This window comes from Haloferax mediterranei ATCC 33500 (assembly GCF_000306765.2).
GTDB lineage: Archaea > Halobacteriota > Halobacteria > Halobacteriales > Haloferacaceae > Haloferax > Haloferax mediterranei.
On record NC_017941.2, the window covers coordinates 1,230,024 to 1,248,730 of the forward strand.

Below are 18,707 nucleotides of genomic sequence, written 5' to 3' on the forward strand. Positions count from 1 at the left end.
ACGGAAAACACGAACAGCCCTGTTACAGACGAACCCTAGTTGGGTTGAAGCCCATCGTGGGTTGATTCGATACTCGACCGCAACGGTTACAGACGAACCCTAGTTGGGTTGAAGCTCGACTTGCGAGATAATGTCGTCTTGCTCGGTGGTGTTACAGACGAACCCTAGTTGGGTTGAAGCAAATATGATACCACCGAACCCGTTTGTAGCGCCCAGTTACAGACGAACCCTAGTTGGGTTGAAGCGTTGGTGCCCGCGCGGTTGGCGTAGGCAAGGTTCGTGGTTACAGACGAACCCTAGTTGGGTTGAAGCTGAGGTCTTCCCTAACTTCTGCATTGGTGTGTCCCGGTTACAGACGAACCCTAGTTGGGTTGAAGCAAACTCCTCGGCGTCGACACCGAGCGCACGATCGACGGTTACAGACGAACCCTAGTTGGGTTGAAGCCGTTTCCTCATCGAGGACTATTAAATCTCCTGACGAATGTTACAGACGAACCCTAGTTGGGTTGAAGCTTGCATCTCTTCCAGACTCTCCTCTATGCTCCGGTTACAGACGAACCCTTTCTCGTGAGGACTTCCGAAAATAGTCGATTCTCGGAGGTACCCTGACGGGCGACATCAGTGAATCCTTCGTGGACCGATGGACATCATCACCCAAGTAACGAGGATAATCACAAGGATGGGAAGCACGTCAACACCGGCCATCCACCACGGATTGACTGTTCGCGTCACGGTGACCGTCTCCTGATGAAACCAAACGTGTCTCGGTGGCGATGTTGAGAACCAAGAGACGCCGAGTGTGATCGAAACGACGACTGTGAGCACTGCGACTGGCTTCGATACGTGCTTGATAGCACCGAGCAACTTGCCACTCATAGTCGCTTCCTCCTACCTCGTGGTTCGTCGAGGCCGTCGCCATTCTCCCGAACGTGCATCCAGCCGAGCGCAGTTCGGAGGTAGTCAATATGGATGGCCATCTCACGATGAGTGCGTCCGGGGGACTCATCGGTCACTTGCCTCACCTCTGAAAGTGATATCCACGTTCGAGATCCGCCCCTCACCCCACCGCCCGTCCGTTTTTTGTCGGAATGTAGGACCATCTGGGCGCGCGATCTCTGCGAGGCCCCCACCATCCGAATCGTAGCTCGCCTGGAGACGCCACTTGCCGCCCTCCTCGTCGCGACAGACAACGTTTCGATAGCCAGCGGGCCAGAGTCGGCCATTTCGACGCAGCTCGCGTGTGAATGACTCTACTACTGTAAGTAGTTGAGACACGATCCCGGTGTTCTCTTGGACATTTCCCGGCGCATTAGGGTTGAACGCCCTTGTCCCACCCTTCGCGTCAAGTTTGATCTCATCACCACTCCGCAGGGTGAGCAGCACACCGAAGTAATTCATCGGCCCGCAGTAGTCGGGGTCCAAAATTGGTCTCTCAGCACCTTCTGAGGACATCTCACTCACGGATGAACCGCCCCCTGACTTCGCCGTCGACGACGATCTCCAGCACGCTCTTCTCCGTCGGCTGTAATGAGCGGGCCGACATCGTCAAGCCGTCTCCGTCGACGGCGTCGGCCGTACCCGTCATCACGAACTCGACGTCGTCCCACGAGTCGACCGATGCGCGGTAAACCTCATCTGTCAATCTAACGCACCTCCAGCATCTGCGTGTGTTCGTAGAGTCCGGCACCGACTACCCCTATCGCAACTGCACCGCCGAGCAAGACGACGCCAAGTTGATCAAATCCCAGGATCAGCGCAATCCATCCCAGAGACATCAACAGACTGAATACAGATACGGTGACTCGGCGGAGTATCAATCTCCCAAGGGAGTCCCGCTCCATACGCCCTTGCTGTCGATCAGTCATGCGGACCACCTTCGCTTTCGTCAAAGTCTCTGAGAGCCAGAATTGCACCACTTAGGTCAATGATGAACGGACAGAACAACCCAAGCAAGATACAGGCGATACCGATACCACCGAGACCGGTCGGATCGCCGCCAGCAGCTTCGAAGCGTGCCGTCGCCAGTGCAATCAACAACAGCGATATGCCGACACGCCATGTCCACGTCCAGACTTTAGGAACAAGGACGACTATCTCTCGATTCCGGTCCTCGTACGCTTCAGTGAACGATTGTGCTATCCTCATTGTAATCACCGATGGCTCTCCAGAATCTCGACTCGTTTCTCGTAGTACTCGCGCTCGGCCTCGAGGAGATCGAGCTGCTTGTTGACGTCAGCAGGGTGCTCAACCGACACCAGTAGCGAGACAAACCACACGGGGAACGACGACTTGCCCTGGAGCGACGCCATTGTGTCCTCGATATCAGACAGCCGAGACCGACAGAACCCGAGCTTGATTCGACGGCGTAAGCGACGAATCATCGCTGAACCTCCAAGACGACAGTCCACGAGTCAATCCCAAACAGACCGAACGTATCGCACACCCAGAGCGCGAACCGGTCACTCGGCAGTAGTCGGCCCACACGCACACGAGACACGGACCAGTCGACTACCGAAAGCTCTGGGAACAACCAGTCACCATCCTTGAGGAATTCTACTGGATGCATCTGGCGCGTGTGATCGAGCCGAGCCGATGATGGATTGTTTGGGTACGGTGCGACGATCTCCAAACGACCACCCGGCGCGAGTACTCGAATTGCTTCCTTCATCGCCTCGACTGGATCGACCAAGTGCTCGAGAACATTATCGAGAAGGATACGCTCTGCCGAGTCATCCGGCCATGGCCATGGCGTCTCGTTGAGATCGTGCATCTCGTCAGGCTCAACAACGTCGCCTCGAACGCCCATCTCTCCAGGACGGTAATCGACGTTGAGCCACCCCTGTTTGATGTCGTCACCACACCCGAGGTTGAGCTTTAGCGGCGATGCGACTCGATTGCTCATCGTACACCTCCCAAGGACCCCGTGAGCGGCGCGCCCGCCGGGCGTACACGCGAAGAAACGCCGAAGGACTGCCGAAGACGACGACCCGGTGAACCGCTACTTGCGTATCTCAACTTAATATAAACACAAGGGTGTGTGGGGGTGGGTGGGTGTCCCGAAACTCTACATGACATCGAGGTCCGCCTCCCTAACCACGTATTTCTTGATTTGTTTCGACTCTGCTTCGCTCACGCCGTAGTCCATCTTCAAAATGTCTCGGTCGAAGTACTCGCCACCCGACGCTTCACTGATGTACTCATCGACGCGCTCATCGGCGAGAATCTCTTTCGCTACCTCCACCGGCGACAGTTGTTCAGCCTCGGCTTCCTTCGACTCGGCACGCACTCGTTCGAGGAGGTCGTCGATCAGGTCGTCCGTATACTCTCCCTTCGTCGCCTCGTACTTCTCAACGAGTTCAGGCGACGGAAGACGGAACTTCATCCACTTGTGCCGACGCAGGACACCATCGTCGCCGATCATCCGATGGTACTTCTTGTACATCTTCCCCGTCTCGTTGTTCGTCTGGATGTACTTCCACCGGGCCTTGCTGATACCCGCCTGCTCGTCTTTCCCGACCATGATACCGAGGTGGTGAAAGCGGCGTTGGACGTGCGAATCGACGAGGTCGAAGTCCGGCGCGGTCATAATCGCACCGTGGTTACGGTGCCGCCACGTCTGCGTTAGAGCGTCGAGCACCTGATTCGCAACCGTGTACCAATTTCGGTTCCCGGCCGCGACGCCCGCCTCTTCGAGAACGAGAATCGAACCCTCCGGAAGGTCCGACGCCGCCAGTTCGAGGAACTCTTCGACCGAGTACGTGACTCGATCCGGGCCGAAGTTCGGGTCGAGAGCCTCCGCGAGTCGGAGTGCGGCGTAGGACTTCCCGTCCCCCGTCTCACCGGCCAAGAAGCACATCCAGTTTTCGTTGTAGACGTTCATCCGCGGCCACACTTTCCGACGGAGAATCAGGTTGTTCCGAACTGGCTCGGGCATCTCCGAGTAGTAGCTCGTGAGGTTCTTCGGAGCAGTCTGGGCCGCCATTCGGTCGATGATCTCCGGCTCGGCCTCCGAACTCATACCGTCTCACCTGCCGCGTCCTGCAGTTCGATAGACGGTGCGAAACCGAGTTTCGTCGCCGCGTCGTCGAGCACGCCTGCGATGTCCACGAGAATCGACGCATCGAGCACCAACTGTCGAGAAACGGTCTCTTCACGCTCACCGCGCATGTCGCTTACCGAGACGACTTCCGATTCCGTGGCAGTCTCGACGTCTTCCAGGATGCCCAACCCACGATACGGAATCTGGTCGGTGATCGGCTTCTCGACCTCCACTAACTCACCGTCGTCGGACTCTTCGAGTACGGTCTCAGTATCGACGACTGCAGTTCTTGTCCACTCCTCTGAGAGTTCGACAGAGGACCACCAGTCCTTGATGAGTCCCTCAGTCCGAAGCGGTCGAAGTGCGTAATAGTACGCGATAATGGCCTCCTGAAGCTCTTGTCTCCATGCTCGAGGGACACCATCGTACATCAGCCGAACACGAGTGACTTTCGAGCGGGCTTCGTGGACGTCAACTTGGGCTTCTTCGATGAGCCGTTCGCGCATCGTCTTCTGCGGTGGCCCGTCGTTTCTAGAACTCATCTGCATCCTCCCGAGTGATGACGATTGCATCAGGGAACGTCCGAACACGGACGCGGTCGCCTCGTGAGAGACCGAACCAGTCGACCGCGTCGACTGGCGCGTTGATGTACAGCCCCCCGTTGTTTGCGATGACGCTCCGAGTTTCGGCGTTCAGCGCGCTCTCGTCGAGACTCGACACGTCAATGTGCTCCCGAATGAGCGCTTTTAGCCGGACGCTCTTTCTGTGCCCGAAGTTCACCACCGGCGACAGTCGCTCGCCATCTGTCTTGCCCGGATGGGTGGATGTCTGGGATGACATACAGTCAGGGAGACTAGCCTATTGTATGTATAATATTGGGTGGCCATATGGCCCACCATATGGTTCTTCAGCCCTTCTAACCACTATTTTCATTATTAGGTAAAGTGAAATTATATACTGTAGCATCACATGGTCGGAAGTATGTCTGCATGTGCAACCGCAGGCGTCGGAGGGCTGGAACGACCGGCTTCTCAGACCGACCTCGAAGTCACACCAGTTGACAGTACCGAACAGACCGAAGACGTGTTCGACCGTGCCGTCCTCGAGCACGCGGGAACAGAGATGGGGACTGCCATCGCCCGGGGCGTCGCGATGGCCAACAAGCTCGGAGCCGAATCCCGAGACCTCTCCGAAGAGACCACTATCACCGCGAAAATCGGTGGTTCGGTCATGGTTGTCGCCCGTGGTATTATCGTCGCCGTCGTCGCCCTCATCGTCCTCGGTGCACTCTACTCCACGCAAATTGTCGCCAACCCCGACAACCCGAACCAGTGGACAAACATGACTGACACCTTCGCCAACTACGGGACAACCGCGTTCACGCTCATCGGTGTTGGACTGATCGCCGTCGGCGCAGGCGTCGCTCTCTCCTACTTCGGTGGGATGGGCGGCGGTGGCGGCCGGTAACCCAGCAACCACGACCAACTTCCTTCCGTTTACCACCCGTCTGAGCCATGAGTTCACAAATCCAAACGTTCGCCGCAATCCTCATCATCGGCGTTGTCGCCGTCGTCGGCCTCTCAGCCGCTTACTCTGAGAGTGGTGTCGTCGCCACCACGAGCGAAGACATCACGCTCTCGGACGCCGGGAGCTACGTCGATGAGCGAGACGCCTTCGAGTACGGCGACAACGAAACCGTCGTCCACAACGGCACGACCCTCACCCAAGGAACTGACTACAGCTGGAACACCTCGACAGGTGAACTGACTCGACTCTCAGGGTCAAGCGCACCCGATGGGTCCACAGTCACCATCGACTACGCGTTCGAGATGCCCAGCCAGACAACCAAAGATATCCAAACGACCGTCTCTGCCGCCAGTTTCGCTCTCCCCTACATCGTCCTCTTCCTCGCACTTGCTGCCATCTGGGGGTGGCTCTCGTGAGTCTCCTCGTCTCTCAATCTCACGCGCTATTCGCGTTTGGGACGCTCTCGCTGCTCGTCACGCTCGTCGTAGACCAGCACCGGAATGTCGGTCTGTTCGCGCTTCTCGGCGCATTCGCGTGGGGAATTCTCGCGCATCGCGCCGGTGCTCTCGACCTCGTGACTGAAACTGGCGCGACGACGACTATTGTTAGTCCCGAGATACAGCTATTCGGTCTCGCGGGGACGCTGACCTCTCTAATCGTGCTCTACGGTGCGGTTATCACCCGCACTGAAAACACCGAGGTGACTCAATAATGCCAAACGAAGATAAACGCCACCAGCACCGCCAGCAGGAACTCCAAGAGCGCGCCGCGAGCGACCTCGAACGCACTGCCGCACAACGTGCGTCGAGTGAAGGCCCGGCGATGGACGTCCTCGCCGAGATGGATGCCGACGAACTCTGGGAGAACCTCACCGGCGTCGACGTCGAATCCTCCGAATACGAGTCCATCGTCTCGGTGCTCAAGCCCTATCTGTCGTCCGGCGAGATGCTCGCCAACCACGGCGACGACTACTACGACGACCGGAAACGACGTCTCCTCAACGAGAACCTCGCCGACCGCATCATCCTCGGCCGCGAGTACAACGACCTCTGTACCGGCGTCTTCCGCGAGGTCGCGCAAGATGTCGATGGCGACAATTTCGACGGCCAACGCCGCGACTGGTCGCCCGCAGAGAAAGAAGCCATCCGCGTTATCCTCGAGGAACTCCGAACCGACCGGCAGTCGCTCGGTGACGGGACACTCCTCCGCGCCATCATGGAGACTCACGTCTCCACGGAACGACGCGGCGCTGAACAGCCATCGAAGAGCGGTGGCCTCAGTTCTCTCCTCCCCTGGAAGTGACCACTCATGACTGACAACGACCCACTCGACCCAACAGACGACCCGACCAGTACCGACGACGAACAGACCAGTTTCCGAGCACGACTCGACGAGACGTTCGCTGGTACAGCCGAGACTGGAAAGAAGCTCGGCGAAAGCTCCGGGAAAGTGACAGCGATGGCTCTCAAGGGCCTTCTCTCGTTGGTTGCGATCCCGCTGTACCTCGTTCTCCGTATCGTTCCGAAGAGCCACAAACTCGGTGAAGCTCTCGTTGACGCTGGCTACAAGACGATGCTCAAAACCACCGGTGCGGACACCATTGTCAACACGATCTACGGCGACGGTGTCGTCAAGCCCATCGCTGGGTCGTGGCACTCCGACGAACACGAGTTCCAGACTACTGACGGTCAAGCGTACAAAGCCGACCGCCTCGGCTTCCCCTACCGTCAGAACGGCAAATACTCGATGGTCTGGGCACTCCGCGAAGGTCGCGAAATCACCGACCCGCTTGAGGCCTACATGGGTGCTCAACGGCGTCTCGGTAACTACGACGAGCATCTTCGGACCGATGGGAGTGGCAAGGATGTTGCCATCCACGCTGAGACTGACAGATACGAGGGACGTGCGCTCTCGTTCCGCGATGGCTGGAGACTCTTCGGTAGCAAGGTCACCCAGCAAGACATGAAGCGACAGGAGACGCGCGGCAAACTCGCCGAACTCGACTGGAGCACCCGACAGCAACTCTACTTAGTGCTCATCTTCGCCGGTGGCCTCGCACTCGGAATGTTCGGTCCCGCGCTCGCAACGTCCATCGCTGGCGGCGGTGGAGGCGGCGGCATCGGTGGTGGAATCAGTCTCCCGCTCTTCGTCAGCGCCCTTCCGGGGGTGTTCTGAATGTCGGGCCGATTCTCAGACCGCGTCTTCACGCTCTCGATGATTCTGATGCTCCTAGTCATGGACGTTGTTCAGTTCAACTTGCTTCACGATCTGGGGGCTATCGACCAAACGGGAGTTGAAGCGATCAGAACTGCACTATGGCCCAGTTCGGGACTCTTGATTGTCTGGGGGCTGAATAGTGTTCTCAGCATCGTTACCGAACTCTTCGAGCGGACCTACGGCCGGAGACCAGAGTACTGGCTCATCTTCGCGGTCACCACTCTTGGAGTGGCCTCCACTGTCTTCATTTCGCTGCCACCACTGTACAACTCGTTCGAAGCGTTTAGACTGGGAATCACACTCGGGCTGATCGCTGGAATCCCAGTCGCTACTGCGACGCCACAGTGGGACACGTGGACCACCACTCTCGCACGTCGCCTCAGCGATGATACTGAAGACACCAAGGAGGTGATCTAAATGGGACTTCCCGGTGATGTCGGTGATTCCTCGCCCGAAGATCGAGAGGCTGCCAGAGAGTACGAGGAGAACGTTCGCGACGCGCGTAACGAGAGCCGTAACAACGATAGTGACGACGGTGGTGGAAGTTCATCGCGAGACTCCTCTTCGTCATCTGACTCAACATCTCAAGACACCAGTCGAGAGGCAGACCGCGAGGCCATCGAGCAATATAAACAGCAGGTCAGGGAGGCCAAGCACCAGAAGGAACAGAACTCCAACGACGACGAGTCGAAAGACAAGCAAGACTCGACGTCGTCCGACTCGTCTCCGCAATCGAGTCGTGACCGGGACCGCGAGGTGATTGACCAATATAAAGACCAAGTCAGGGAGACACAGCATGAAAACGAGCGTCGCAACCGAGACAGAGAGCGCTCGTCACCTGAAGTCGTCAACCGGACGGGCGATATTTCGACCGATAATTCGCTTATCCAGCGGCAAATCAACAAGTACGAGCGCAGTATCGACCAACAGTACGGCGACCGTCTCGGAAACGACGACTACCAATACGTCGTAAAAGACTCCGGGCAGGTCGAAGTCAGACTGACCGACTCGGGGAAGGATAGGCTTCAGGACAGCCGTGAACTCGATACTGTCGAACAACGCGCTCGGAGTAGTGTCGACGGGAGAGTCAAACGGGTCGAAGTCAACGAAACATTTGAAGACGGCTACACTGCCACGGTCTACACCGCAGACGGGCGTGAAATCGAACAGCAGTATTCGTTCTCTCAGGACGCATCAGAGAAGTTCGTAGAACGTGCCCGCGAACGCCGACCAACGAATCATACGGGGTCGTTCATCGACACTAACCGCGAGGGAGAAGGAGTCGTGCGGGTGGCCGGCTCGGAACAGCTTGAGCGCCAGCGCGATGCGCTTGAAGGGATTGGGAGTAGTGAACGTGAGCAAGCGCGGGACCGAATCGCCGAGAAGGCCGGTGTTGATCCTGAGCAACTCGACAACGTCCACCGTACTGAAGACGGCCGCTGGGTCGCTACCATCGAACGAGAACGAAAACCATCCGAACGGCCCGACGAGCAGTTCGGTGATCTCCCGATCAACCTCGGTAACGACAAACGCGTCGAAGACTATCTTCGCGCTGGAGCCGCCACCTACGACGATTTCGTCAAGGGTGCTGTTGATTTTAATTCGAAGTACAATCCGCTGTTCATTTACAATCGGAAAGTAACCGAGGCCGTCACATCACACGCACCGGATTGGTACAGCAACCACACTACTAATCCCACGACCGGACGAAAACGTGGCGAAGAATTTGTTCGTGGCGCTCTCTCCGGTGCTGGACAGATTCTGAACGTTCCTTCGGTTGTCCTCGGACTCAAAGAAACCGGTGAATTCATCGGCTACGCTGGCGCTGAAACCGTGAAAGGACAAGGTGGAGAGGTCGTTGGCGACACCAGTGAGGCGGTTAGTGCAGCAAAAGATGAGGGTATCAAAGCATTGGAAAAGAACCCCAGTAAGTTGGCAGGGGGAGTTGTGGGTTCACTCGTTGGGTCTGCCGGTGCAATGGGTACGGCGGCAAGGTACTCAGGACGTGCAGGCCGTGTTGCTCGGTATGCTATCCAACCTGGTGAGGAAATACTCAGCGACACCGCGACTGCAGTGCTCTCTCGGTCTTCACGTGGACAGCGCGTTCTCAACAAACTTCCAGGTGGTCGTCTCGATAACGAGGAACTCGCTTACGCCGCCTACAAGCGCGGTGTGAAGCCCAAGGCCTCGAAGCTTTCGCGGCGTATCCGACGCACCAAGTACGACTTTGTCGATAAGTTCGCACGCCAAGAGGCCTCAAAAATCAACGAGTTCGTCAAAGGTGCCGGACGCGGGCAACTCGAACTGTCGGGACCTCGCGGACGGGATACTGTCGCTGCCGACGATACTCCCGGTCGCATGTCCCCGGAACTTGACCCTGCTGATGCTGCCGAGCAGAACCTTGGGCAGACGCAATACGAACTTGAACGGTTCGCTGAACAGGAGCAAGCTGCCCGTCGCGAACAGCTAGAAGACGTCGGTCCCGAGGTACGCCCTGACTCCGAACTTTCCAAACGTACTCGCGCCGCCCAGTCGGACAAGTACACTGTTGATCAGGACGTCCTCGAAGAAGAGATTCGTCGCCAGCGTAGGGCGCTCGAACGCGGTCTTCGTGAACCTCGGCGTCGCCGACGCCGTACTCAACGTGACCCTAGCGATCTCGGGGAACCGTGGGACATCAGCGAGATCGAACACCGACGCAAGCAGGCGATGGAGCCCAGCGTCAAAGCCGAAGCAGAATCTATCGAGCGACAGGCGACTGGCGCGGAGGTTGATGCGTTCGACCCCGTTGCGCGAGAACGCGAGCGCCTCGACGTTGCAAGCCGACCAACCGCTGAGCCACGTCCGTTTGAGTCTGAACTGACGAGCGACCTCGAGCGCGAACTCGACCGTGAGACGACGTTCGAACTCGAACGGACCACGGAACTTGAGCGGGAGCTTGAAAGCGAGACTGAGCGAACGGGCGTTGAGTTCGAGACCGAGTCCGTCTACGAGATGGAGCGTGAGCTTGAGCGCGAACTTGAAATCGAATCCGAGTTCGAGTCCGAATACGAGCGTGAACGTGAGCGTTGGCCAAAGGACCCGACAGACAACGTCTTTGATGAAGATACGGGCGGGTTCGGTGTCGACGAGGATATTTGGCGGTCATCTATCGCCGATGCTGACGATCTCCTCCGTGATCTTGGAGGTGGTTGGTGATGCCTACGCTCTCGACGTATCTCCAACTCGCCGTCACGTTCATCGTCTCCATTCCTGTCAAGGATGTCCTCGATGCCATCGTCGGTCCGTTCCTCGACATTGGGTGTTCCGCTGACACACCAGTTGTCGTCGAGGGCGCACGGAACTGCCTCTACATGCAACAGGCGATGACGTGGTTCCTCGGGTTCGTCCTCGTCGGCATGTTCGTCACCGCTGTCTCTCGCGGTGTGATTCTTGGAGGTGTCCGTGCGTGAGAGTCCGCACGCTCGTCTTCGTCGCATTCGGCCTTGGGCAGGTCGCTGCGTTCGTCGTGTTTCTCAATACCGGCGTCGCGGAGCTTATCTTACTCGCCGAGTCGCTTCCCTACGTTACTGAGACGTGGGTAGCGACACCTCTCCAGCGCATTAAGAGCGCTGCGTACCTGCTCGTGGTACCCATCTTCCTCCTTAACATCATCCTCTACGCGATCTACTCAGGACACCAGGAGGAGAAACAGCAGGAGCGACTCTATCGGGGTGGCTACTGATGCGGCGGTTCAGTATCGTTCTGTTCGCTCTACTCGCTTCGGTTCTTGCGGTCTCTGCGACACCAGTTAGTGCGGCCGACGCGGGTCTCGAGCTTGCGTCACGAAACACGACCTCCTCGGACTTCAACGACGCAACGACCCTCGAAGGGTTTGAAGTCAAATCATCTGGGGACGGAGAACTCGTCGCAGCTTCAGGGATCAGTACATCTGTCCCAGACTCGTTTGAGGACGGGGATATCGCCGAATACGGCGGTTCAACGAGCTATGCGTCCGTCATCTCGAATAGCACCTTCGATGGGTCGAAGGTGCTCAATATGGAGTCGGATGGGTCCCATCAAACCATCTCCTCAACCGACACGGGAAGTGCACCCGTTCGCGGTACAACATGGCGTGTCGGGTACTACGCTGTCGGCTCCGGGAACCGTGGGTCATTCTTATGGGCCACATCTCAGGAAGATGCCAGCCCGACTGGCTACGCCCTCTCGGTTCGATGGCCCGATGACAAAATCCAGTTAATTCGGACAGACGGCGACACTTCGCCGTGGACTAATGGTGAAGTGCTTGACGAGGCGAATCTCGAACTCTCAGGCTACACTGACGAGAAACTCACCGCAGTCATCTCGTAGACAGACGGGACGATAACTGCCGACATCTATGATTCGACCGGCACGAAGTTCGCGACCGTCACCGGCGTGGACACAACGTATAGTTCGGGTGGTGAGGGCTATCACTCGACGGGAGTCGGTTCTTCGGATGTTCTCTTCGACCGTTCAGACGCAAAAGTCGGTGGGTCGTCAACCATTGACGCGACCTACGTGGGAAGTTCCCACAAGGCCTCGGACATCGAGACCGGGTTCGTCGATCTGGACCTCACCAATGCCTCGGCAACTATCACGTGGCAAGGGTCGGACGACGGGTCGACGTGGTCGAACATCACGTCGACAACTATCTCGGCGTCAGCCAACGAGACAACCGACCTCTCAACGACCTCGTACTCGCAGTACCGCGTTCGCGTCGACGCAACTGATACGGGAAGCGACGCATCAGCAACCATCTACGAGGAAGGGGTCTTGTTCAATGCCTCGACGCCAGCCACCGTAGGCGGGACCGCGATACCTGCAGATGACTCAACGATCCGTTTCAGCAACACTACCCTTTCAATCGACGTCACCGACGCCGACTTCGCGACAACACAGGGTGACTCAGTTACTGCCGAGTTCTTTGTCGACGGTACGAGTGTCGGCTCCGACACACTCACCTCGAACGGTACGGTGTCGGTGGCTACGACGGGCCTCGCAGAGGGTGACCACTCGTGGCACGTCGAGGTTGAGGACAGTTACGGTGAAACCTCTTCGAGTTCGACGAGAACCTTCGAGGTTGACCACTTCGAACCGGTCGTCAACAACTCGTCGCTTACCCCCGAAGACGGGTCCCAACTGACGTCACAAACGGTCAATCTCTCAGCAGAAGTCACTGACAGCGACTTCCAATTTGATGGGGATTCCCTCACTGTTGAGTTCGTCGTTGACGGGAGTGTCGTCGGCACAGACACCCTCTCCAGCAATGGGACTGCAACCTACACGTACGACGCTGGGTCTGGGTCGTTCGACTGGAACGTCCAGGTCAGCGACCAGTACGGAACTGGTGTCGACACGGTATCGGCAACCCAATCAGTCGCCTCTCCTTCGACCGTCTACATCCGAAACGTCTCCTCTGGTAGCCTCATCACCGAGACTGCATCTGTCGAGGCACGCCTCTTCTCAGGTGAAGAGATCTTCTCTAAGAACGCCACCAACGGTACAATAGATCTGACTGGTGTTTCCCCCGGGCAGGGCTACATCCTCCAGCTTCGCGTCGACGACTATGTCCTCCGGACCATCGCAGTCCGCTCGATCTATGAACAACAGACTGCGTATCTCCTCCCAGAGAACGAATCGACCGTCTACAACGAGTTCCACCTCGCCGACAACACCAACGAGTTCGATACCAGCGAGACGGTCCTCTACGTCGAGCGACCCATCGACAAGAACGGTACACTTGAGTGGCGGACAGTCACGGGCGACTACTTCGGTAGTGACGGGGTATTCAAAACGACGCTCGAAAAGGACCAGCGCTACCAGCTGACCATCGAAAACAACGACGGTGACCGGCGTGAACTCGGGAGTTACATCGCAGCCGCGAACACCTCTGCGACGCTCACTGTCGGCGAAATCGTCTGGAAGAGTCCCAGCGGAGACACCTACCAGTGGGACGCGTACATCGACAAAGAGGACGACCCTCACGTTTTCAAATTCGTTTACTCAGACCCAGAAGACCAGACAACTGCGCTCAATGTGACTGTCTTCGAGCGTGGGAACGAGAGTAACGTCCTCTTGCAGACTAACCAAACAGGTTCTATCTCGTCGTTCCAACGGAGTGAACCACTTTCTACGGCAGAGAGTCAGACTCAGTGGATCGTCAACTTCACCGCCACACGAAACGGCTCAGTTCGACCCGTTCAAGAACCAATCTCGGGAGTGTCTGGAGTCAACATCCCAGTCGACCAACGATGGGCAACCCTCGGCGGATACCTTCTCGTCATCGGGATTGGTGCCCTCTTCCCCTCGACGATGGCTCGGGCCGGAGCGGTCACCGTCGTTGCCGTCGCTACTGGGCTCTCGTGGCTCGGACTCGTCCCGATTCCTATCGAGGTCATCGGTCTCGGTGGTGCAATCGCACTTCTCGGCGTCGTTGCCGAGTTCAACAGCAGGTACTAACAGATGAGAGTCACAGTTCCAATGCTCATCGTCATCTCGTGTGCGGTCGCCGGAGCCATCATGGAAGGTTCCGGATTCAATACGGCCGTCGGTATCGGGAAAGCGACGGGGCTGCAAGACGACGCTGCACAACTCGGAAACAACGCCTCAGAGTTCCGCGCCGAACGGGCCGGTGGTGGTAGCGGGTCCTATCTCGGCCTCACCGCTGACTCAACACGTGCCTTCGTCGGAATCCTCAAGTGGAGCCTCATGCTTCCGCTGGCGCTCCAAAACATCGGGTTCCCCGGCTGGTTCGTCATCCCACTTGGCTGGCCGATCCAATTCATCAACTACGTCGGCATCTGGCAGATAATCCGGGGGATGAGAGTCTCATGAGTATCGACTGTTGGTTCCAATCCGACGCTCACACGTGCATCTTTGGTGAGCCAGGTTGGTCCGGTGCTATCGGCGAGTCGACACTCGCGATTTTTATCGTCGCCATTGTCGTCATCCCGATCTACAACAAGACCGGGGACTTCGTACTCCCAGCGGTGCTGCTCGCTCTCATCTCCGGGATGGCTCTTCCGCTACTACCCGGAACCATCGCGAGCATCGCGTGGACTGTCCTGTTTATCTCAGTCGCTGGCTCGCTGTTCATCCTCCTCTTCCGGATGGTGATCGAATGATACACCGACTCCAGACGTCCTGGGCGAGACTCGTCCAGGCCGAGGACTCGCTCGATGGTCGCGAGCGTGCGCTCCTCGACCTCGTATTCATCGACTGGTTGCTCGTCGCCGTCATGGTCGCACCGACCTCGAAACACGTCTCCCTGCCACCCGTGGTCAGCGAGGTCGCAACCTACCTCGCCATCGGAATGGTAACAACGACAGTCGCACTCCCCCTCGTCGCGGAGGTCCTTGACCGATGAGCCTCCTTTGGCACCTGCTGACGCCGTCTGTTCCCCTCCACGAACTCACTCACGCACTCGCAGCGCTCCCGTGGGCTTCAAACATCGACGCGAGTCTCCTCCGCGATGACGCACAGGTTGATGTGACACTTCCCGAAGGGACGCCACTGTGGGCCGTCTATCTCGTCTCACTCGCGCCCACACTCGTAGGACTCGGTCTCCTGCTCGGCCTTATTGCCCTCTTCGGCGTTCCGTCGGTCTCAGCGCTATCGGGGTTTGCCATCCACGAACTCGGTCTTCTCGTCATCCTCGCGCTCAACTGGGTGATCTTCACGTACCCATCACGGGGAGATCGTCGCCCGCTCGGCTAGTTCGGCGACCGAATTTTCCTCAGTACCCAGTCGACCGCGTCGAGCACATAGCCTAAGATGGCGTGGGTAAACAGAATCCCAACTGCGACGGCTGATACAATTATGAGGGATCTAGGGAGAACACTGTCAAAAAATAGACTCATGAGTGCGGTGAGTTGGCCTTCCAGTTGGAATCCAAGAGATGGGTGGTGTCCAGAGGTAAACCGATTGAGATATTCACGATGAGAAATAGTGCTACAAGTATAGAACATTATTTTGAATAGTATCGACAGCAATTTTAGAAATCCAATATTACTGTCTATTGGATATATATATATATATATATATATATATATATATATATATATATATATACGACCACGAGAAACACAATTGAGGAGCTTGAATTTCGTATCAACCAGATCCTGCGTTAGTGTCTGATCCTTGGGTTAATCCTCTTGATCCCCAATTAGTATCCTCGGGATGACATTTCTCACATGTGAGATATATAAAGCGGGAGATCGAATGCAAGAAGGTCGTTGAGTTATGTTGATAGATTGTTCGCAGAGCTGCCCAACGAGTGTCCCTTGGTGTTGAACTGTCCCACCAAGCTGTTTGGCAATGGTACGTCGGGTCGCTGACTGCGGTCACACAGCTAAAATTTCGATTGATGAAACTACGGCCACGACAAATGATGGGTAGCCTTGTTGTTCACTGAATAAGCATCGAGACAAAGTTGACTCCTGATGCCGAATCATTTGGGTGGCATGAAGCAGGCCAACTGTGTTTCTTGTTGACGGTTGGGCTATCAGTCAGTCCTCTCTTGATTAGAATCTGGCAGTCAGCTCAACTACGTGAAACGGAATCACATCGGAAGGTGGTTCCATACGCTCAGAATACGAGTTGACCGCACCCATAATTCGTAGGTACGGAACCACATGAGTGTCCGGGTGGCCCATATAGGTCGCGCAGCCCTGTAACTTCCAACGACCACATCAATCGCTCGACTGAAGAACATCAGTCGAAGAGATGCCAACCAATTAATGAAACAGAAAGTATTTTGTTCTAACATTATTAACAAGGAATTGAATGCCTAATCAACGACGAAGGCAAATGTTGAAGAACATTGCAACGGCGGGCGTCGGTCTCTCGATCATGGGGACGGCTTCTGCAGACAATGATGTTGCTGCGCGAGAAGGTACAGGAGGGTTCACTATGGATCTCTCGGGGTCGGAGATGAAACGTCCCGAGGAGATGCGAGAGATCGCAAAGAATACAGCAGACAAACATAATACTGACGCCTCCAGTATCGTGCCAGGTACTGACGACGGTGGGTTCGGCACGATGAATCAGAATCCTGATCTAAGCGGTTGCGACGAAATCGGTGGATGGAACAACTCGTACTACATTACCGACGACGTCAGCAATGTTAAGTACGCGAAGGTAGACAACTTGGTCATGCTGTACCGAGCGTACGAGCCTGAACCTAACGGTCGTTGGACGTACGCGGTGTGGCTCTGGTCCGGCGGAACGCCCCTCGATAAGCCGTACTCTCCTGGTGGGATTGATTGGATGACGAATAAGATCGACGTACTCAGCCAGTTCGACGTACTGAAATTCGATCCTGCAGTTAGGGAGAAAAAACACGGGAAAAACGTCTCATTCGGTATTACGGTCGGTACTGGTAGCGATGCAACCCCGACTGTCGGAATTAGTGGTTCGTCAGACGTGTATGAGGGGTACGTCACGACAGTTGATGCTGACGTCGACGACGCAGGTCACGTAAAGACGAAGTTTAAAGGCAGCCCCTACGACGGAGCGCAAAAGGCGACGAGCCTGAACGCTGCTATTGCAATCCGTGGTGACAGAAAACTCGGTTTCGACACAGAACTTCCGGATTCGGACTTCAACTGGGAAGTTCATGGTTATTATGGTGTTTGATATCTAGGATTAAATCAATGAGTAGCGAAACCAGCGTCGACCAACGAACGAGGCGGAATTTTCTTTTAAGTACAGCGACTGGTGCTCTCGGCTGCCTCGCCGGTTGTAATTCGATTAATGGGTCTTCCATAGGTTCCGCGACAGACTCTCAAGAGAGTATCCCACGCGCTATTGGACAGCGGAACTGGCACCAGCTCGGTGGTGGTTCGGCAAACCTCGCCTATCGGCCAGAGGGGAGTGCGCCGAGAGCTGAAGTTGAGAAGGTGTGGTCTGTCGACACGAGACAGCGAGCTGCAACGAGTCCTGCTGTTGCGGGAGAAACGGTGTTCGTCGCGAGTTACGATGGGAAAATCAGGGCGTTGGACGAAAAGGACGGCGACGCGAAGTGGTCTACTGCGCTATCGAGCCAGCGAACTGAGGTCCGTTCTTCACCAGCCGTCGTCGGTGACCTCGTCTGTGCAGGTTCACAAGATGGTGGAGTACGTGCGTACTCCACACAAGGAGGGGAGCACAAGTGGACCGCAGTTCCATCGCAACGCTTCGTGGGGGGGATAACTGCCACCGAAAACCGTCTCTACGCAGGGAGTATTGGAGAGGATGCAGCCCTCTATGCGATAGACTCAGACGATGGTTCGGTCCAGTGGCAGGAATCGCTTGAAGATGGGACGATGGCTGCACCGGCAGTAACCGAGGAAACTGTGTTCGTCGGTGGAGTCGGATCTCCACTCCGCGCGCTAAATACAAATACCGGGAAACAACGATGGCAGTTCACATCGGTCGAACGAGCGAGTTTCGACGCTGCACCCGCCGTAGATGAAGCCTCGGTCTACGTAGCGAGTACCGATGGGAAGCTGCACGCGATTAGTCGAGACACTGGTGACCGCTCGTGGATGGTTGATGTTCCTCAGCAGACACGTTCGAGTGTAGCTGTCGCAGATGGGAGCGCGTTCGTTCTCGATTATGAGGGTACAGTACGAGCGTTCGCCACAGAAGACGGAAGCCAGCAGTGGTCGGTTGAGACTGAGCGACCGCTCGCTAGAGCTGACCCTGCGGTCGTCCGCGACACGGTCTATGTCGGTGCATTCGATGGTGTTGTTTACGCACTGAACGTAGAGGATGGGTCAATTCGCTGGCAGTACGATACTGGTTCACCGGCAATCTGGGGCTCCCCAGTTCCGGTTAACGGGACGGTGTATGTCGGAGACGCCGAGGGAACGGTGTACGCACTCGCCGAGGCTTAACAATCGACCCCATCGACGAAGTGGTC

25 protein-coding genes and 1 CRISPR repeat array (1 of these 26 only partly in view) are annotated in these 18,707 nt (G+C 56.6%); of the genes, 17 read left to right on the forward strand and 8 right to left on the reverse strand.

The features are described 5' to 3' along the window. Positions 1–513: a CRISPR direct-repeat array (repeat unit 30 nt; unit sequence GTTACAGACGAACCCTAGTTGGGTTGAAGC) (it extends 570 nt beyond the left edge of the window). A 105-nt stretch (positions 514–618) separates the two neighbouring features. From HFX_RS06305 to HFX_RS06350, 8 genes are all read right to left on the reverse strand, one after another. Beyond that, positions 619–876 (reverse strand): hypothetical protein, encoded by a 258-nt coding sequence (locus tag HFX_RS06305; protein WP_004057243.1) that lies wholly within the window; start codon positions 874–876, stop codon positions 619–621. A 577-nt stretch (positions 877–1,453) separates the two neighbouring features. After that, positions 1,454–1,642: a hypothetical protein gene (locus HFX_RS06315; RefSeq protein ID WP_004057242.1), complete on the reverse strand. Its 189-nt coding sequence runs from the start codon at positions 1,640–1,642 to the stop codon at positions 1,454–1,456. A gap of 215 nt (positions 1,643–1,857) precedes the next feature. Further along, entirely contained in the window at positions 1,858–2,145 is a 288-nt protein-coding gene (locus HFX_RS06325) for a hypothetical protein (RefSeq protein WP_014732265.1), read from the reverse strand. A gap of 5 nt (positions 2,146–2,150) precedes the next feature. Continuing rightward, positions 2,151–2,381 carry a hypothetical protein gene (locus tag HFX_RS06330; protein ID WP_004057239.1) on the reverse strand — a complete coding sequence of 77 codons (231 nt, stop codon included), beginning with the start codon at positions 2,379–2,381 and terminating at the stop codon, positions 2,151–2,153. Further along, on the reverse strand, positions 2,378–2,902 hold the full coding sequence (locus tag HFX_RS06335) for a class I SAM-dependent methyltransferase (RefSeq protein ID WP_004057238.1): 525 nt from the start codon (positions 2,900–2,902) through the stop codon (positions 2,378–2,380). Before HFX_RS06335 ends, HFX_RS06330 begins: the two co-directional genes overlap by 4 nt. Before the next feature lie 162 nt (positions 2,903–3,064). Further along, positions 3,065–4,018 carry a hypothetical protein gene (locus HFX_RS06340; protein ID WP_004057237.1) on the reverse strand — a complete coding sequence of 318 codons (954 nt, stop codon included), beginning with the start codon at positions 4,016–4,018 and terminating at the stop codon, positions 3,065–3,067. Then, positions 4,015–4,581 (reverse strand): hypothetical protein, encoded by a 567-nt coding sequence (locus HFX_RS06345; RefSeq protein WP_014732266.1) that lies wholly within the window; start codon positions 4,579–4,581, stop codon positions 4,015–4,017. The genes HFX_RS06340 and HFX_RS06345 overlap by 4 nt, the downstream gene beginning before the upstream one ends. Further along, entirely contained in the window at positions 4,571–4,879 is a 309-nt protein-coding gene (locus tag HFX_RS06350; RefSeq protein ID WP_231512902.1) for a hypothetical protein, read from the reverse strand. Before HFX_RS06350 ends, HFX_RS06345 begins: the two co-directional genes overlap by 11 nt. 141 nt (positions 4,880–5,020) lie before the next feature. On the opposite strand from HFX_RS06350, the gene HFX_RS06355 reads away from it, so the two are divergent. From HFX_RS06355 to HFX_RS06435, 17 genes are all read left to right on the forward strand, one after another. Next, positions 5,021–5,506 (forward strand): hypothetical protein, encoded by a 486-nt coding sequence (locus HFX_RS06355; protein WP_004057234.1) that lies wholly within the window; start codon positions 5,021–5,023, stop codon positions 5,504–5,506. Between the two features lie 47 nt (positions 5,507–5,553). Continuing rightward, positions 5,554–5,982: a hypothetical protein gene (locus HFX_RS06360; RefSeq protein WP_004057233.1), complete on the forward strand. Its 429-nt coding sequence runs from the start codon at positions 5,554–5,556 to the stop codon at positions 5,980–5,982. After that, on the forward strand, positions 5,979–6,278 hold the full coding sequence (locus HFX_RS06365) for a hypothetical protein (protein ID WP_014732268.1): 300 nt from the start codon (positions 5,979–5,981) through the stop codon (positions 6,276–6,278). Before HFX_RS06360 ends, HFX_RS06365 begins: the two co-directional genes overlap by 4 nt. After that, positions 6,278–6,868, forward strand: a complete 591-nt coding sequence (locus HFX_RS06370) for a hypothetical protein (protein WP_004057231.1) — start codon at positions 6,278–6,280, stop codon at positions 6,866–6,868. Before HFX_RS06365 ends, HFX_RS06370 begins: the two co-directional genes overlap by 1 nt. 6 nt (positions 6,869–6,874) lie before the next feature. After that, positions 6,875–7,741, forward strand: a complete 867-nt coding sequence (locus tag HFX_RS06375; protein ID WP_004057230.1) for a hypothetical protein — start codon at positions 6,875–6,877, stop codon at positions 7,739–7,741. After that, the gene (locus tag HFX_RS06380) at positions 7,742–8,200 is read left to right on the forward strand and encodes a hypothetical protein (RefSeq protein WP_004057229.1); all 459 of its coding nucleotides are present in this window, start codon (positions 7,742–7,744) and stop codon (positions 8,198–8,200) included. Further along, the gene (locus HFX_RS06385) at positions 8,201–10,981 is read left to right on the forward strand and encodes a hypothetical protein (protein WP_004057228.1); all 2,781 of its coding nucleotides are present in this window, start codon (positions 8,201–8,203) and stop codon (positions 10,979–10,981) included. It abuts the gene before it with no gap. Then, the gene (locus HFX_RS06390; protein ID WP_004057227.1) at positions 10,981–11,235 is read left to right on the forward strand and encodes a hypothetical protein; all 255 of its coding nucleotides are present in this window, start codon (positions 10,981–10,983) and stop codon (positions 11,233–11,235) included. The genes HFX_RS06385 and HFX_RS06390 overlap by 1 nt, the downstream gene beginning before the upstream one ends. Continuing rightward, a complete protein-coding gene (locus HFX_RS06395) occupies positions 11,232–11,507 on the forward strand; it encodes a hypothetical protein (protein ID WP_004057226.1) in 276 nt (91 codons plus the stop codon). Before HFX_RS06390 ends, HFX_RS06395 begins: the two co-directional genes overlap by 4 nt. After that, a complete protein-coding gene (locus tag HFX_RS06400) occupies positions 11,507–12,133 on the forward strand; it encodes a hypothetical protein (protein WP_004057225.1) in 627 nt (208 codons plus the stop codon). Before HFX_RS06395 ends, HFX_RS06400 begins: the two co-directional genes overlap by 1 nt. 66 nt (positions 12,134–12,199) lie before the next feature. Then, the gene (locus tag HFX_RS06405; protein ID WP_004057224.1) at positions 12,200–14,263 is read left to right on the forward strand and encodes an autotransporter outer membrane beta-barrel domain-containing protein; all 2,064 of its coding nucleotides are present in this window, start codon (positions 12,200–12,202) and stop codon (positions 14,261–14,263) included. 3 nt (positions 14,264–14,266) lie between these two features. Further along, entirely contained in the window at positions 14,267–14,638 is a 372-nt protein-coding gene (locus HFX_RS06410; protein WP_231512901.1) for a hypothetical protein, read from the forward strand. Further along, positions 14,635–14,928 (forward strand): hypothetical protein, encoded by a 294-nt coding sequence (locus HFX_RS06415; protein WP_004057222.1) that lies wholly within the window; start codon positions 14,635–14,637, stop codon positions 14,926–14,928. The genes HFX_RS06410 and HFX_RS06415 overlap by 4 nt, the downstream gene beginning before the upstream one ends. Next, complete coding sequence (locus HFX_RS06420; RefSeq protein WP_014732270.1) at positions 14,925–15,170, forward strand: hypothetical protein; 246 nt, start codon at positions 14,925–14,927, stop codon at positions 15,168–15,170. The genes HFX_RS06415 and HFX_RS06420 overlap by 4 nt, the downstream gene beginning before the upstream one ends. Next, positions 15,167–15,520 (forward strand): hypothetical protein, encoded by a 354-nt coding sequence (locus HFX_RS06425; protein WP_004057221.1) that lies wholly within the window; start codon positions 15,167–15,169, stop codon positions 15,518–15,520. The genes HFX_RS06420 and HFX_RS06425 overlap by 4 nt, the downstream gene beginning before the upstream one ends. Positions 15,521–16,612: 1,092 nt before the next feature. Further along, positions 16,613–17,440: a polysaccharide deacetylase family protein gene (locus HFX_RS06430; protein WP_004057219.1), complete on the forward strand. Its 828-nt coding sequence runs from the start codon at positions 16,613–16,615 to the stop codon at positions 17,438–17,440. Positions 17,441–17,703: 263 nt separating this feature from the next. After that, entirely contained in the window at positions 17,704–18,681 is a 978-nt protein-coding gene (locus tag HFX_RS06435; protein WP_014732271.1) for an outer membrane protein assembly factor BamB family protein, read from the forward strand. Positions 18,682–18,707 lie beyond the last annotated feature (26 nt).

Coding starts and splice junctions, on each gene's coding strand:
- HFX_RS06410 (WP_231512901.1), top strand. CDS start 14,267: ATGAGAGTCACAGTTCCAATGCTCATCGTCATCTCGTGTGCGGTCGCC.
- HFX_RS06400 (WP_004057225.1), top strand. CDS start 11,507: ATGCGGCGGTTCAGTATCGTTCTGTTCGCTCTACTCGCTTCGGTTCTT.
- HFX_RS06305 (WP_004057243.1), bottom strand. CDS start 876: ATGAGTGGCAAGTTGCTCGGTGCTATCAAGCACGTATCGAAGCCAGTC.
- HFX_RS06385 (WP_004057228.1), top strand. CDS start 8,201: ATGGGACTTCCCGGTGATGTCGGTGATTCCTCGCCCGAAGATCGAGAG.
- HFX_RS06370 (WP_004057231.1), top strand. CDS start 6,278: ATGCCAAACGAAGATAAACGCCACCAGCACCGCCAGCAGGAACTCCAA.
- HFX_RS06420 (WP_014732270.1), top strand. CDS start 14,925: ATGATACACCGACTCCAGACGTCCTGGGCGAGACTCGTCCAGGCCGAG.
- HFX_RS06360 (WP_004057233.1), top strand. CDS start 5,554: ATGAGTTCACAAATCCAAACGTTCGCCGCAATCCTCATCATCGGCGTT.
- HFX_RS06325 (WP_014732265.1), bottom strand. CDS start 2,145: ATGAGGATAGCACAATCGTTCACTGAAGCGTACGAGGACCGGAATCGA.
- HFX_RS06355 (WP_004057234.1), top strand. CDS start 5,021: ATGTCTGCATGTGCAACCGCAGGCGTCGGAGGGCTGGAACGACCGGCT.
- HFX_RS06380 (WP_004057229.1), top strand. CDS start 7,742: ATGTCGGGCCGATTCTCAGACCGCGTCTTCACGCTCTCGATGATTCTG.
- HFX_RS06415 (WP_004057222.1), top strand. CDS start 14,635: ATGAGTATCGACTGTTGGTTCCAATCCGACGCTCACACGTGCATCTTT.
- HFX_RS06425 (WP_004057221.1), top strand. CDS start 15,167: ATGAGCCTCCTTTGGCACCTGCTGACGCCGTCTGTTCCCCTCCACGAA.
- HFX_RS06330 (WP_004057239.1), bottom strand. CDS start 2,381: ATGATTCGTCGCTTACGCCGTCGAATCAAGCTCGGGTTCTGTCGGTCT.
- HFX_RS06340 (WP_004057237.1), bottom strand. CDS start 4,018: ATGAGTTCGGAGGCCGAGCCGGAGATCATCGACCGAATGGCGGCCCAG.
- HFX_RS06350 (WP_231512902.1), bottom strand. CDS start 4,879: ATGTCATCCCAGACATCCACCCATCCGGGCAAGACAGATGGCGAGCGA.
- HFX_RS06335 (WP_004057238.1), bottom strand. CDS start 2,902: ATGAGCAATCGAGTCGCATCGCCGCTAAAGCTCAACCTCGGGTGTGGT.
- HFX_RS06390 (WP_004057227.1), top strand. CDS start 10,981: ATGCCTACGCTCTCGACGTATCTCCAACTCGCCGTCACGTTCATCGTC.
- HFX_RS06375 (WP_004057230.1), top strand. CDS start 6,875: ATGACTGACAACGACCCACTCGACCCAACAGACGACCCGACCAGTACC.
- HFX_RS06430 (WP_004057219.1), top strand. CDS start 16,613: ATGTTGAAGAACATTGCAACGGCGGGCGTCGGTCTCTCGATCATGGGG.
- HFX_RS06345 (WP_014732266.1), bottom strand. CDS start 4,581: ATGAGTTCTAGAAACGACGGGCCACCGCAGAAGACGATGCGCGAACGG.